A 14,023-nucleotide genomic window follows, 5' to 3' on the forward strand; every position below is an offset into this window, starting at 1 on the left:
CGATTCTTGGCAGAGTGGTCGAGTTGCTGAAACGAGGCGGGTTGGGCCAGGTCGGCTACAAATTGTTCTATCGCTGATTGTTTTAACGGCGGATCTCAGGCAGGCCGGGCACCTTGAGCTGAAGTGCCGGGCCTGCCGATCGTTGCCTCAGACGGTCTTGGCCATCCGGCTGGCCAGCAGCGCCCAGCCAAACAGCAGGCCGCAGAGAATGATCAGCGGCCAGGAGCGCCATTGCAGGTATGGCGTGAGGTTGTGCATGGGCACCACTTCGCCGTAGAGAATGCCGCGTTCGAACTGTGGAATCTGCACAGTGATCTTGCCGAACGGATCGATCAGCCCGGTCACGCCGTTGTTGGTGGCGCGGATCATCCAGCGACCGGCTTCCAGGGCGCGCATCTGGGCCATCTGCAAGTGCTGCAAAGGGCCGATGGACGTACCGAACCAGGTGTCGTTGCTGATGGTCAGCAGCAGGTCGCTGCGTGCCGACAGGCTGGCGGCGAACTCCGGATACACCACTTCGTAGCAGATGAATGGCGCAATCTGATAGCCCTTGGCCTGCAGCAGCGCCTGATCGCTTGGGCCCCGAGCGAAATCGGACATGGGCAGGTTGAAGAAGTCGATCAGGCCGCGTAGCAGGTCCTGCAAAGGCACGTATTCGCCAAAGGGCACCAGCTTTTGCTTGAGGTAGGTGCCGTCGCCTTCGCCGACCACGGTGATGCCGTTGAAGTAGCGTTTTTCATGACGTACTTCCTGGCGAATCGGTACGCCGGTGATCAGCGCGGAATGCCGGTCAGACGCGAAGTTGCCCATCATGTTCAGGTAGCCTTCCGCCGATTCCTTGAGCACCGGTACCGCGGTTTCAGGCCAGATCAGCAGGTCCACGCGCTTGGAGCTGAAGCTCATGTCGCGGTACAGCGCCAGTTGTGCGTTGAGCTGGGCCGGGTCCCATTTCATGCTCTGTTCGATGTTGCCCTGGATGGCGGCAACGGACAGGGGCTCGCCTGAGGGGCTGGTCCAGGCGTGGCCTTTAAGGGCCAGGCCGATGACCCATGGAGCGGCGAGCAACAGGGCGCCCGCGACGATAAAGGCTTTGCGCCCGGCCTTGAATAGACGTGGCAGGTTGTACAGCAGGGCAGCGGTCAGGGCCAGGGAGAAGGAAATCAGCCACATTCCGCCCAGCGGAGCGAGCCCGGCCAGGGGGCCGTCGAGCTGGCTGTAGCCCGAGTACAGCCAGGGGAACCCGGTCAGGAACCAGCCGCGGAATGCCTCTTGGCCGACCCACAGGGCAGCGAATGCCAGGGCGTCGGCCAGGGGCGCTTCGTTGCGCCGCAACCAGCGGGCCCAGAGCCAGGCGGGCAGGGCGAAGAACCAGGCAATGGCGGCGATAAACGCCAGCATCAGCAAACCAGCCAGCAGCGCCGAGGCGCCGCCGTAGGTGTGGATGCTGACGTAGATCCAACTGGTGCCCGCGCCGAACAGGCCGAAACCGAAACACCAGCCGCGACCTAGCGCCTGGCGGGGTGTGAGCTCGCGCAGGCCGGCATAGAAGAAGCCCACCGCCAACAAGGCCAGGGGCCAGATGTTGTAGGGCGCCAGGGCCAGGGTGGTGATTGCGCCAGCCGCCACGGCTAGCAGGTTACCGGGCCAGCCGGGGCGGGTTAAGCGCGACATGTGGATCCTTAGCGAGAGATAGGCGTCAGGCGCAGCAGGTGAATTCGACGGCTGTCGGCATTGAGGATGCGGAAGCGGTAGGCGCCGATTTCAGTGATTTCATTGCGCTTGGGCAAATGCCCGAACGCGCTCATCACCAGCCCGCCAACGGTGTCGAACTCGTCGTCGGAAAACTCGCTGTCGAAGAACTCGTTGAAGTTTTCGATCGGGGTCAGGGCCTTGATCAGGAAGTCACCGCTGGGCAGTGGCTTGATGTAGCTGTCTTCCTCGACGTCGTGCTCGTCTTCGATGTCGCCGACAATCTGTTCCAGCACGTCTTCAATGGTCACCAGGCCAGCAACGCCGCCGTATTCGTCGATGACGATGGCCATGTGGTTGTGGTTGGCGCGGAACTCACGAAGCAGCACGTTCAGGCGCTTGGACTCGGGCACGAAGGTCGCCGGCCGCAGCAGGTCCTTGACATTGAAGCTGTCGCCGTTCTCCTTGAGGATCAGCGGCAACAGGTCCTTGGCCAGGAGGACGCCCATCACGTCGTCGTGGCTTTCGCCGATCACCGGGTAGCGCGAGTGCGCGGAGTCGATGACGGCGGGAAGGAACTCCCGGGGTGTCTGGGTCGCCTTGATGCTGATCATCTGCGAGCGCGGGACCATGATGTCGCGCACTTGCAGGTCAGCCACCTGGATGGCGCCTTCGACGATGGCCAGCGCCTCGCTGTCCAGCAATTTGTTCTGATGGGCTTCACGCAGCAGCTCAAGAAGCTCCTGGCGGTTTTTCGGCTCATGGGCAAAAGCCTGGGTCAGTTTGCCCAGCCATGACTTTTGCCCGTTGCTCGATCGATCTTCGCTCATAGCGATTACTCTAAATCCTTGGTTGTTACAGGTGAGTGTTCTTAGGTTTCGTCGTCTGCATAAGGGTCCGGATGACCCAACTCTGCAAGCAACGTTCGTTCCAGTGCTTCCATTTCTTCGGCTTCGTCGTCATCTATATGGTCGTAACCCAGCAGATGCAAGCAGCCGTGAATGACTAGATGGGCCCAATGGGCCTGGAGTTCCTTGCCTTGTTCCGCCGCCTCGCGCGCCACCACCGGGATGCAGATCACCAGGTCGCCAAGCAGTGGGATGTCCAGCAGCTCGTCCGGCACATCGGCTGGGAAGGACAGCACGTTGGTGGCATAGTCTTTCTGGCGCCAGGTGTGGTTGAGCTCGCGGCCTTCCGGCTCGTCTACCAGGCGGATGGTCAGCTCGGAGTCGGCGCTGCGCTGGCGCAGGGCCAGTTCGCACCATTGGCGGAACTGGGCTTCGCTGGGGGCCGGCTGTTCGCTGGCCAGTTGCAGATCGAGCTCAAGCATCGCGGCGGTTGCCTCGTTCCGAAACAGCCTGGGCTGCCTCTTCGTCCGCACGATGCTCGAAGCGCTCGTAGGCTTCGACGATGCGCTGCACCAACGGGTGGCGTACCACGTCCTTGGGCATGAAATGGGTGAAGCTGATGCCCGGCACATCCTTGAGTACGTTGATCACCTGGGCCAGGCCGGACTTGGTGCCCTTGGGCAGGTCGACCTGGGTGATGTCACCCGTGATCACCGCCGTGGAGCCGAAGCCGATCCGGGTCAGGAACATCTTCATCTGTTCGACGGTGGTGTTCTGGCTTTCGTCGAGGATGATAAAGCTGTTGTTCAAGGTGCGGCCGCGCATGTAAGCCAGCGGGGCGATCTCGATCACCTGGCGCTCGATGAGCTTGGCCACGTACTCGAAGCCCAGCATCTCGTAGAGCGCGTCATACAGCGGGCGCAGGTAAGGGTCGATCTTCTGTGCCAGGTCGCCGGGCAGGAAACCGAGTTTCTCGCCAGCTTCCACTGCCGGGCGCACCAGCAGGATGCGTCGCACCTGCTCACGCTCCAGGGCATCCACCGCGCAGGCCACGGCCAGGTAGGTCTTGCCGGTACCGGCCGGGCCGATGCCGAAGTTGATGTCGTTGCCGAGGATTTCCTTGACGTAGCGCTGCTGATTCAAGCCGCGGGGGCGAATCATGCCTTTTTTGGTACGCAAGGCGACGGCGGCGTCGGCCACCGACGGGTTTTCCAGTTCTTCCACGGCGGATTCCTGCAGGTACAGGTGCACCAGCTCCGGCGACAGCTCGGTGGCTTTGGTTTCCCGATACAGACGGCGCAGAAGGGTTTCCGCGGAGGTGGTGTGTTTGGGGTCGCCAATCAGTTCGAATTGATTGCCGCGGTTGCGGATTTCGATGGCCAGGCGCTGTTCGATCAAGCGCAAATGCTCGTCGAATTGCCCGCACAGATTGGCGAAGCGGCGAGCCTCAAAGGGCTCGAGGATGAAACGATGAGGTTCTATGGGTGCGTTCAAGGTCGTTTATTAGCCGCCCGACGGCAATGAAAGTGAATTGAAGAATAACGCCAGTGGCCTGGGTGCGAAAGCTCTTATACGAAGCAATGTCTTTCCGCGCATTTTCTGTCGGCGCCAGCGGGCCGGAGCGGGCGTTCTCATGGACGCCATCGTCAGCCCGCTGGCCCCTTCAGGTCACTGCAACAGCAACGAGCCACGCAAGGAATGGGGTTGCGCCGCGTCGATATGCACATCGGCGAACTGGCCAATCAGCGTTGGGGTGTCGCAACGGAAGTTGACGATGCGGTTGTTCTCGGTCCGCCCTTGCAGTTCGCCCGGGTCTTTCTTCGAGTAATCCGTGACCAGGATGCGCTGGATGGTGCCGACCATTTGTCGGCTGATTTCGAAACCTTGCTGGTTCAGGCGGTGCTGCAGTGCATTGAGGCGCTCTTTCTTCAGCGCTTCCGGGGTGTCGTCCGCCAGGTCGGCGGCCGGAGTGCCCGGGCGCTGGCTGTAGACGAAGGAGTAGGAGAAATCCATGCCCACGTCCTCGATCAGTTTCATGGTCTGCTGGAAGTCTTTCTCGGTTTCCCCCGGGAAGCCGACGATAAAGTCCGAACTGATGCAGATGCCCGGCACCGCCGCGCGCAGTTTGCGCAACTTGGATTTGTACTCCAGGACGGTGTGGTTGCGTTTCATGGCCGCGAGAATCCGGTCCGAGCCCGACTGCACCGGCAAGTGCAGGTGTTTCACCAGCTCCGGGACCTCGGCGTGGGCCTGGATCAGGCTGTCGGAGAACTCCAGCGGGTGCGATGTGGTGTAGCGAATACGCTCGATGCCGTCGACGGCCGCGACCACGCGGATCAGTTCCGCCAGGTCCGCCAAGCGCCCGTCGTGGGTCAGGCCGCGGTAGCCGTTGACGTTCTGCCCCAGCAAGGTGACCTCGCGGACGCCGTTTTCTGCCAGGTGAATGATCTCGGCGATCACGTCATCGAACGGGCGGCTGACCTCTTCACCGCGGGTGTAGGGCACCACGCAGAAGGTGCAGTACTTGCTGCAGCCTTCCATGACCGAGACGTAGGCGCTGGGGCCGTCGATACGGGGTTCGGGCAGGTGGTCGAACTTTTCGATTTCCGGGAATGAGACGTCGACTTGCGGCAGCTTGGTGGCGCGTGCGGCATCAATCATTTCCGGCAGGCGGTGCAGGGTTTGTGGGCCAAAGACCACGTCCACGTAGGGCGCCCGGTCGCGGATGGCGGCGCCTTCCTGGCTGGCCACGCAGCCACCGACGGCGATGACCATTTCCGGGTTGGCCAGCTTCAGCTCGCGCCAACGGCCCAGTTGGGAGTACACCCGGTCCTGGGCGCGCTCACGGATGGAGCAGGTATTGAGCAGAATGACGTCGGCATCTTCGGCGCGAGCAGTCACTTCCAAGGCCTGATGCTCACCCAGCAGATCCACCATACGAGAGCTGTCGTACTCGTTCATCTGGCAACCGTGGGTTTCGATATATAGCTTCTTGGCCATGGACGGGGTCATCACGTGATTCAAAGAACCGCGCATTATAGAGTCCATGTCCGCAGGTTCCTAGCGTTGCGCATCGGGTAGCTATGCTATAGTTCGCGCCCTCTTTTATATCCCGCGATGTGTTACCCGCCCACCATGACCAAACGTGAAGCTCCAATCTACAAGGTGATTTTTCTCAACCAGGGCCAGGTGTTCGAAATGTACGCCAAGCAGATCTATCAAAGCGATCTGTGGGGTTTCCTGGAAGTGGAAGAGTTCGTCTTCGGCGAGCGCACGCAGGTGGTCGTCGACCCGAGCGAAGAGAAGCTCAAGGCCCAGTTCGAAGGCGTGGTACGCAGTTTTGTGCCGATGCATTCGATAGTGCGCATCGATGAAGTCGAGCGCCTGGGTACGCCGAAGATCAGCGAAGCCCGGGGCATGAGCAACGTCATGCCATTCCCGATGCCGATGCCTGAAAAATAGGCAGCCAAGGGCAAGCGCTCCGGTCTTTGATGCAGGAGTGGGCTTGCCGGCTTTGGCGTCAGGGGTGCTGCAATCTAAGGCAGGGGTGAGAAGGGCGAACGCCCATCGGCGCTCTGCAACTCCATCAGGTATTTGCGGAAGATCTGCCCCAGTACCTGGGTAGCGACTTCCAATTCATCACGCTGCATGTGTTCGGCGACCTCGTCGGCCGTATCCAGCGCGTCTTCGGCGCCATTGACCGCCGCCATCTTCAGCACGATATAAGCCTGGACGTTATTGGCCGGAACGCCTTCACCGTGGAAGAACATGGTGCCGAGCTTGAACTGCGCCTGGGCGTGACCCTGCAGCGACGCTTTCTCGAAATAGCTCAAGGCCTGATTGAGATCGCGCTCGGTGGTTTTGCCTTCGTAGTAGAACTCGCCCAACTCGTATTGCGCTTGTGCATCCCCTTCATCAGACGCTTTCTGGCAGGCGGCCAAGGCCTCTGCCTGATCTTGTGGCTGAGTATTGAGGGTGCAACGGCCCATCGCTGGGATCAACAACGAGTTGCCGCCTGCTTGTGCGTGCGCGAGCAGGGGCTGAAGGAGCAACAGGCAGCCCAGTGCAAGGGCGCGGCCGGTGCGGTTCATGGGAATCGACTTACCTCTGAAGGGCGCGTGGACCCATCGAGGGATCCAATAAGCGCGCATTATGAAATAAGCAGGGCCAACCTTACAAAGTCTTTACTCGTTTTTCTGCTGCGTGGGCGCTATATCCGCCGCTTTCCGGGGATTTGGCGCTGCTCGGGCAGAAAAAGTTCGAATGAGAAGGTTATAGCTGACGCCGACCAGGGCCGGCGCCAGTGGCCAGGCCGTTATTTCAGGGCGGCGAACGCGCGCTCGGCAGCGTCCAGTGTCAATTGCAGCTCGGCGTCGCCATGGGCAATCGAGGTGAAGCCCGCCTCAAAGGCGCTTGGCGCCAGGTACACGCCGCCTTCGAGCATCAGGTGGAAGAAGCGCTTGAACAGGTTGGCATCGCTGGCCATCACATCGTCGAAGGTGACGATGTCGTCGGCGCCGCTGAAGTACAGGCCGAACATGCCCCCGGCCTGGGTGGTGACGAAGGGAATGCCCGCGGCATCGGCGCGTTCCTGCAGGCCGGCGAGCAGGCGGCTGGTGTAGTCGCTCAACTCGTCGTGGAAGCCTGGGCGACTGATCAGGCGCAGGGTGGTCAGGCCAGCGGCCATGGCCAGCGGGTTACCCGACAGGGTGCCGGCCTGGTAGACCGGGCCCAGCGGCGCGATGTGCTCCATGATCTTGCGCTTGCCGCCGAAGCAGCCCACCGGCATGCCGCCGCCGATGATCTTGCCGAAGGTGCTCAGGTCCGGGGTCACGCCGTAGTACGCCTGGGCGCCACCCAGGGCGACGCGGAAACCCGTCATCACTTCGTCGAAAATCAGCACCACGCCATGTTGGTCGCACAGGCGGCGCAGGCCGTCGAGGAAGCCCGGTGCGGGCGGCACACAGTTCATGTTGCCGGCCACGGGCTCGACGATGATACAGGCCACTTCCTGGCCGACTTCACCGAGCATCTTCTCCACCGCATCGATGTCGTTGAACGGCAGGGTCAGGGTGTGTTTGGCGAACGCTGCAGGAACCCCGGCGGAGCTGGGAACACCCTGGGTCAGCGCGCCAGAGCCGGCTTTGACCAGCAGGCTGTCGGAGTGACCGTGGTAGCAGCCTTCGAATTTGATGATGCTGTCGCGACCGGTGAAACCGCGGGCCAGGCGAATGGCGCTCATGGTGGCCTCGGTGCCGGAGCTGACCATGCGCACCATTTCCATGGACGGCACGATCGAGCAGACCAGGTCGGCCATTTCAGTTTCCATGGCGGTCGGTGCGCCATAGGACAGGCCATGTTCCAGCTGTTTGCGTACTGCGTCCAGCACGTCAGGGTGGCTGTGGCCGAGGATCATCGGGCCCCAGGAACCGACGTAGTCGACGTAGCGCTTGTCGTCTTCATCGGTGACGTAGGCGCCTTCGGCGTGCTTGAAGAACAACGGCGTGCCGCCAACGCTCTTGAACGCCCGCACAGGCGAATTGACGCCGCCGGGGATGTGTTTCTGGGCATTGGCAAACAGGGTTTCGGAACGAGACATGATCGGGCTCTCAGGCATCAGCTATTGAATAGGGCGTTGAAGGCGCGGGCGCGGCGCGTCACTTCCTGGGCGTTTTCGGCGCCGAACAAACCATGGACCACCGCCAGCAGGTCGGCACCATGGGCCACCAGGGGCGCGGCGTTTTCCAGGGTGATGCCGCCAATCACGCAGATCGGCAGGTGCAGGCTGGCGCGGGCCTGGTCCAGCAGTTCAAGGCTGGCGCTCGGCGCTCCGGGCTTGGTGTTGGAATTGAAAAAGCGACCGAAGGCGACATAGCTCGCGCCTTCCTTGGCGGCCTGCTCGGCCAGGGACAATTGCGCGTGGCACGTGGAACCGATGATGGCGGTGCGGCCCAGCAGGGCTCGTGCGGGTGTCAGCGGGCCGTCGGTCTGGCCCAGGTGCACGCCGGCGCCGATACGGGCTGCCAGTTCTGCATCGTCATTGATGATCAAGCGGGTCTTGTAGCGTTCGCACAGGGTGTGCAGCGCTTCGGCTTCTCGCAGGCGACGGGCTTCGTCCGTGCTCTTGTCGCGGTATTGCAGCAGCGTCACGCCGCCTTCCAGCGCCGCCTCCACATACTGCAGAAACTTGCCGGCCAACAGTTGGCTGTCGGTAATGGCGTACAGACCACGTAGTTTCATCGAGCAGGCCTCATGGTGTTACGAACAGAAGTCCAGTGGCAGGCGGCGGGGCACGAACTGGCCTTTGCCCAGCTGTTCGGCGTCACGCAGGGTGCGCCAGGTGTAATCGAGGGCCGACTTTACGGCACTGGCCAGGTTCTCGCCTTGTGCCAGGCGCCCGGCCAGGGCGCTGGCCAGGGTGCAGCCGGAGCCGTGATAGCTGCCTGGCAAGCGTTGGCAGGTGTAGGTTTCGCGACGGCCATCGCGGCTGTAGAGGCGATTGTGCACTTCATGTTCGTCGCCATGGCCGCCGGTGATCAGCAAGTGCTTGACGAACGGCAGGAGTTTTTCAGCGCACTGGTCTGCAGTGCCTTCGGGCAGTTCGGCCAGGATGCGTGCTTCCGGAAGGTTCGGTGTGGCGATGGTGGCCAGCGGCAGGAGGCGCTCGCGCATGGCGTAACCCACCTCGTCCTTGCCCAGTCGACCGCCGCCGCCGGCACGCAGCACCGGGTCGCAGACCAGTGGCAGGTGCGGATGGGCCTGGAGCAGCTCGACCACGGTGTCGACCATTTCCAGAGAACCGAGCATGCCCAGCTTGACCGCTGCCACCTCGGAATCGTTGAGCACGGCATTGGCCTGGGCCAATACCCACTCGCGATCCAGGACGCGGAAATCGCTGACGTTGACCGTGTCTTGCACGGTCAGGGCGGTGACTGCCGGAGCGGCATGGCAACCCTGAGCGAGCAGGGCTTCGATATCTGCCTGCAAGCCGGCGCCACCACTTGGGTCGTGGCCGGAGAGACAGAGGACAACGGGGCGAGAGCTATAGATATTCATGGTGCGCGAGCTTACCACCAAACGTTTTTTTTTCGCGGCTGTCGGCACGCGATTGGACGGTGTCGGTCGAGGGGCATAATCACCTTCAGTGACGCGGCCGCTCTAGCTCAATGGATGACGCTGAAACGCTTGTTCTAGAGCCTTTAAACTAAAACTTTCAATGGTGCTCAATGGCCATCAGCGGCTATGCTAGAGTGGATCCAAACCAATAACAGGTAATGCCGGTTTTACGTCGACTCAAAGGAAATGGGGGGCTTCCTGACACAACCGGACAGGCCACGCTGGGGCTTTATGCGCTATTTGCTGATGTTGCTGTTGAGCTTGCCAATGTTGGCCAGCGCAGTCGAATTCGACGAGTTTACTGAAAACCTGCCCCTGGGCCGGGTGATGCAGGTCTACGAAGACGTGGGCGGCACGGCGACCATCGCCGAGGTCAGTTCCCAGGCGTTGGCCGGCCATTTCAAACCCCATGACCAGGCGACCCTCAACGCCGGTTACTCGCACTCGGCGTTCTGGCTGAAGATCGACCTTGAGTACCGCCCCGGCAACCCCAGTGCACAGCGTTCCTGGCTGCTGGAGCTGGCTTATCCGCCGCTGGACCACCTTGACCTTTACGTGCCCGACCCTTCCGGCGGTTTCCGCCTGGCTGGCCGTACCGGCGACGCCTTGCCCTTCGACAGTCGGCAGATTCGCCAGAACAACTACCTGTTCAACCTGAATTTTGTCCCCTATCAGCAGCAGACGCTGTTCCTGCGCCTGGCCAGCGAAGGGTCGATCCAGGCCCCGGTGACGCTCTGGTCCAGCACCGCCTACCTCGAAGCGCAACCAGTGCGCCTGTATGTGCTGGGGCTGATTTACGGCGTGCTGCTGGGGATGCTGGTCTACAACCTGTTCATCTACCTCAGCGTGCGCGACACCAGCTACCTCTATTACATCGTCTACATTGCCTCCTTCGGTCTCTACCAGCTTTCGGTCAACGGCGCTGCCGTCGAGTATTTCTGGCCCAACAACCCCTGGTGGGCCAATGCCGCGACGCCGCTGTTCATCGGCGCCGCGTCGTTCTTTGGCAGCCAATTCGCCCGTCGCTTCCTGCAGACCTCCAGCCACAGCCCCTGGGTCGATCGGCTGTTGCTGCTGTTGATGGCTTGCAGTGCATTGGTCATGGCCCTGTCGCTGATGACCAGCTACGCCCTGGCCTTGCGCCTGGCCACGGCCCTGGCGCTGATCTTCACCGTGGTGATCTTTATTTCCGGCATCGTCGCCTGGTGCCGGGGGCTGCGGGTGGCGCGGTATTTCATCATTGCCTGGTCGGCGTTCCTGTTTGGTGGCGTGGTCAACACCTTGATGGTGCTCGGCTACCTGCCCAATGTATTCCTGACCATGTACGCCAGCCAGATCGGCTCGGCGATTGAGGTGGCGCTGTTGTCCCTGGCCCTGGCCGATCGCATCAACGCGATGCGCGAGCAGCAGGCCCAGACCCTGTTCGACGCCGGGCAGAAGCTGGAAGTGCTCAACCAGCAACTGGCCCACAGCAATCGGCTCAAGGACGAGTTCCTGGCCACCTTGACCCACGAGTTGCGCACGCCGATGAACGGCGTCATCGGTTCCCTGGAATTGATGCAGACCCTCGACCTCGATCCCGAACTGGAGCAGTACCAGCAGACCGCTGCCGGTTCGGCCCGGGACATGATGCGCATGGTCAACGGCATCCTCACCCTGACCGAGTTGCAGGCCGGCAAGCTTAGTGCCCAGTCTGAGTGGTTCAGCCTGCGCGGGCTGCTGGATGCGCTGCAGGTGCAGTTCTGTGCCAATGCGGCTGCCAAGTCCCTGGGCTTTGATGTCGACCTGGCCGAGGGAGTGCCGGATCGTTTGCAGGGCGATCGCAACAAGCTCAATCAGTGCCTGGAGTGCCTGCTGGACAACGCGATCAAGTTCACGCGGGTCGGCGGTGTGGTGTTGCGTATCAGTGCCAAGCCGGCGGGCCAGGGACGGGTGGCGCTGTGCTTTGCGGTGATCGACACCGGCATCGGTTTTGTCGGTCTGGACGAGGCGACGCTGTATCAGCGCTTTTTCCAACTCGATGGTTCGATGACCCGCGAATACGGCGGGCTCGGTGTGGGCCTGGCGATCTGTCGGCAATTGGTGGAGTTGCTGGGTGGGCATTTGACCCACGAGTCCGAACCAGGGCGTGGCAGCTGCTTCCGCCTGGAAGTCGAGCTGGGTGGCGAATGGATGCCGTTGTTACCGACCTCTGGCGCTCCGCGCTCGCAATCCCGGCGGGCGCCCCAGGACTGCACGGTGCTGCTGGTGGACGACGACAGCATCAACCAACTGGTGGTGCGGGGCATGTTGCTCAAGCTCGGTTATCGGGTGCGCACCGCTGACGCATTGGGCGGCGCCCTGGAGCTGTTGCGCGAGCAGCCAGTGGACGCGGTGCTGCTGGATTGCCAGGTGTCGGTGCTGGCGGCCCAGACCTTCCGCAACCAGGCCAGGTCCCTGCCGGGGTGCGCTGGGTTGCCCGTGTTGCTGGCGCTGGCCACGCCCCTGGGCGGTGAGCGCAGCCAGGCCGATGGCGGTGCTGAGTGCCTGGCCAAGCCGGTTAAATTCGAGGAGCTGCAGGCCGTGCTGTTCACCCAAGTGCTGTGCTCGGAACAGGGTGAAAGCGCCGGGGTTTAGGCGTTTATGACGCTTTTTTCAGCGGGGAGTGGGTGCTTAACTTGGGGTCTTGGTACACCCTGAAGGAGCCCCGCGATGAACTTCCATCAGTTCGCTGAAACCCACGAAGTCACCAATCAGCCGCCACCGCTGGACGGCGCCAACCTCTACCGAATCGACGTGCCTCTGCAAGAGTGGGCTCGGCGTTTCGGCGCGGGCTGGGCCGAGTCGCGGATCGATGCCTACGGTGCCCTCGCCGGCGGTCCCTTGATGGCGGCGGGGTTTCTGGCCAATCAAAACAAGCCGGAGTTTGTCAGCCACGACCGCTATGGGCATCGCCTCGACCTGGTGGAGTTCCACCCGGCTTACCACCAGTTGATGGGCACGGCGGTGGAGCATGGTTTGCACTCGCTGCCTTGGGCTCACCCCCAATCCGGCGCCCACGTGGCTCGCGCGGCCATGACCTACCTGCATAGCCAGGCGGAGGCAGGAACGGGTTGCCCGCTGACCATGACCTTTGCCTGTGTGCCAGCCTTGCAGTTGCAGCCCGAGATCGCTGGGCAGTGGTTGCCCAAGGTACTGGCCACCGAATACGACCCGCGCAATGTCGGCATGGCACACAAGGCAGGCGTGACCATCGGCATGGCCATGACCGAGAAACAGGGCGGTACCGATGTGCGGGCCAACACCACCCGGGCGTATCCGGTGGGCGCCGCCGGACCGGGGCAGGCCTATGAGCTAGTGGGCCATAAATGGTTCTGCTCGGCGCCGATGTGCGATGCCTTCCTTACTTTGGCCCAGACCGACAAGGGCTTGACCTGTTTCTTGCTGCCCCGGCATCGCCCCGACGACAGCCGTAATCAGTTCTACATCCAGCGCCTGAAGAACAAGCTCGGCAACTGCTCCAACGCCTCCAGCGAAGTGGAGTTTCGCGGGGCTCTGGCGTGGATGCTGGGGGAGGAGGGGCGTGGTGTGCCGACCATTATTGAAATGGTCGCCATGACCCGTTTCGATTGCATGGTTGGCTCCAGTGCGTTGATGCGTCAGGCCCTGACTCAGGCCAGCCATCACTGCGCCCATCGCACGGTAGGCGGCCGACTGCTCAGCGAACAGCCGCTGATGCAGAACGTGCTAGCCGACTTGGCCCTGGAAAGCGAAGCCGCGCTGGCCCTGAGCCTGCGCATGGGCCGCGCCCTGGACCATCAGGATGATCCTCAGGAAGCCCGTTTCGCCCGGCTGGTGACGGCGGTGGGCAAGTATTGGATCTGCAAGCGTGCCCCGGCAATGATCAACGAAGCGGCTGAATGCATGGGCGGTGCCGGTTACGTCGAGGAAAGCATTCTGCCGCGCCTGTACCGCGAAGCGCCGGTCAACTCGACCTGGGAAGGCTCCGGCAACGTGCAGTGCCTGGATGTGCTGCGTGCCCTGTCAAAAGAGTCGGGGGTGCTCGATGCGTTGTTCGCCGAGTTGGGGGATGGCCACGGTGACCGGCGTCTGGCCAGCCACATCGAAGGGCTCAAGGCGGCCTTCAAGGACACCGGGGATATTCAGTATCGCGCTCGCCAACTGACCGAAGACATCGCCCTGGCCCTGCAGGCCAAGTTGCTGCTGGAGGCCGGCAATGCCGCGGTCAGCGATGGCTTTATCGCCAGCCGCCTGGGCGCGGCCGGGCGGGTTTACGGTGGGCTGCCGCGAGGAGTGGAGGTGGCGGCGATTGTCGCTCGCTCCAGCGTGCAAGGGTTCTGATCCGATGGGCGCCGATTTGCCGGCGCCTG

At 62.3% G+C, this 14,023-nt stretch carries 12 protein-coding genes; 3 read left to right on the forward strand and 9 right to left on the reverse strand.

Annotation, left to right across the window (positions count from 1 at the left end; translation table 11 throughout):
- Positions 1 to 147: 147 nt before the first annotated feature.
- The 5 genes from lnt to miaB all read right to left on the reverse strand — a co-directional run bounded on the left by lnt (position 148) and on the right by miaB (position 5,537).
- Entirely contained in the window at positions 148 to 1,671 is a 1,524-nt protein-coding gene (gene lnt / locus M1B34_RS24875; protein WP_268266498.1) for an apolipoprotein N-acyltransferase, read from the reverse strand.
- A gap of 8 nt (positions 1,672 to 1,679) precedes the next feature.
- Positions 1,680 to 2,519 (reverse strand): HlyC/CorC family transporter, encoded by an 840-nt coding sequence (locus M1B34_RS24880; protein WP_123334703.1) that lies wholly within the window; start codon positions 2,517 to 2,519, stop codon positions 1,680 to 1,682.
- A gap of 41 nt (positions 2,520 to 2,560) precedes the next feature.
- Entirely contained in the window at positions 2,561 to 3,019 is a 459-nt protein-coding gene (gene ybeY / locus M1B34_RS24885) for an rRNA maturation RNase YbeY (protein ID WP_268266499.1), read from the reverse strand.
- The gene (locus M1B34_RS24890; protein ID WP_123334707.1) at positions 3,012 to 4,031 is read right to left on the reverse strand and encodes a PhoH family protein; all 1,020 of its coding nucleotides are present in this window, start codon (positions 4,029 to 4,031) and stop codon (positions 3,012 to 3,014) included. The genes ybeY and M1B34_RS24890 overlap by 8 nt, the downstream gene beginning before the upstream one ends.
- A gap of 174 nt (positions 4,032 to 4,205) precedes the next feature.
- Positions 4,206 to 5,537 (reverse strand): tRNA (N6-isopentenyl adenosine(37)-C2)-methylthiotransferase MiaB, encoded by a 1,332-nt coding sequence (miaB, locus tag M1B34_RS24895; RefSeq protein WP_185039337.1) that lies wholly within the window; start codon positions 5,535 to 5,537, stop codon positions 4,206 to 4,208.
- 135 nt (positions 5,538 to 5,672) lie between these two features.
- On the opposite strand from miaB, the gene M1B34_RS24900 reads away from it, so the two are divergent.
- Positions 5,673 to 5,999: a DUF1820 family protein gene (locus M1B34_RS24900; protein ID WP_020295297.1), complete on the forward strand. Its 327-nt coding sequence runs from the start codon at positions 5,673 to 5,675 to the stop codon at positions 5,997 to 5,999.
- A 74-nt stretch (positions 6,000 to 6,073) separates the two neighbouring features.
- Here the strand turns inward: M1B34_RS24900 and M1B34_RS24905 are convergent, their stop codons facing one another.
- From M1B34_RS24905 to M1B34_RS24920, 4 genes are all read right to left on the reverse strand, one after another.
- The gene (locus tag M1B34_RS24905) at positions 6,074 to 6,628 is read right to left on the reverse strand and encodes a tetratricopeptide repeat protein (RefSeq protein ID WP_123334711.1); all 555 of its coding nucleotides are present in this window, start codon (positions 6,626 to 6,628) and stop codon (positions 6,074 to 6,076) included.
- A 224-nt stretch (positions 6,629 to 6,852) separates the two neighbouring features.
- Positions 6,853 to 8,136, reverse strand: coding sequence for a glutamate-1-semialdehyde 2,1-aminomutase (gene hemL, locus M1B34_RS24910; protein WP_123334713.1), 1,284 nt, complete (start codon positions 8,134 to 8,136; stop codon positions 6,853 to 6,855).
- 17 nt (positions 8,137 to 8,153) lie between these two features.
- The gene (gene thiE, locus M1B34_RS24915) at positions 8,154 to 8,777 is read right to left on the reverse strand and encodes a thiamine phosphate synthase (protein ID WP_123334715.1); all 624 of its coding nucleotides are present in this window, start codon (positions 8,775 to 8,777) and stop codon (positions 8,154 to 8,156) included.
- An 18-nt stretch (positions 8,778 to 8,795) separates the two neighbouring features.
- Positions 8,796 to 9,593, reverse strand: coding sequence for a hydroxymethylpyrimidine/phosphomethylpyrimidine kinase (locus M1B34_RS24920; RefSeq protein WP_123334717.1), 798 nt, complete (start codon positions 9,591 to 9,593; stop codon positions 8,796 to 8,798).
- A 291-nt stretch (positions 9,594 to 9,884) separates the two neighbouring features.
- Here M1B34_RS24920 and M1B34_RS24925 point away from each other — a divergent pair, with 291 nt between their 5' ends.
- Together M1B34_RS24925 and M1B34_RS24930 are read left to right on the forward strand one after the other, a co-directional pair.
- Positions 9,885 to 12,269, forward strand: coding sequence for a hybrid sensor histidine kinase/response regulator (locus M1B34_RS24925; RefSeq protein ID WP_268266500.1), 2,385 nt, complete (start codon positions 9,885 to 9,887; stop codon positions 12,267 to 12,269).
- Positions 12,270 to 12,344: 75 nt separating this feature from the next.
- On the forward strand, positions 12,345 to 13,994 hold the full coding sequence (locus M1B34_RS24930) for an acyl-CoA dehydrogenase family protein (RefSeq protein ID WP_268266501.1): 1,650 nt from the start codon (positions 12,345 to 12,347) through the stop codon (positions 13,992 to 13,994).
- Positions 13,995 to 14,023 lie beyond the last annotated feature (29 nt).

The organism is Pseudomonas morbosilactucae, from assembly GCF_023241715.1.
Taxonomy (GTDB): Bacteria; Pseudomonadota; Gammaproteobacteria; order Pseudomonadales; family Pseudomonadaceae; genus Aquipseudomonas; species Aquipseudomonas morbosilactucae.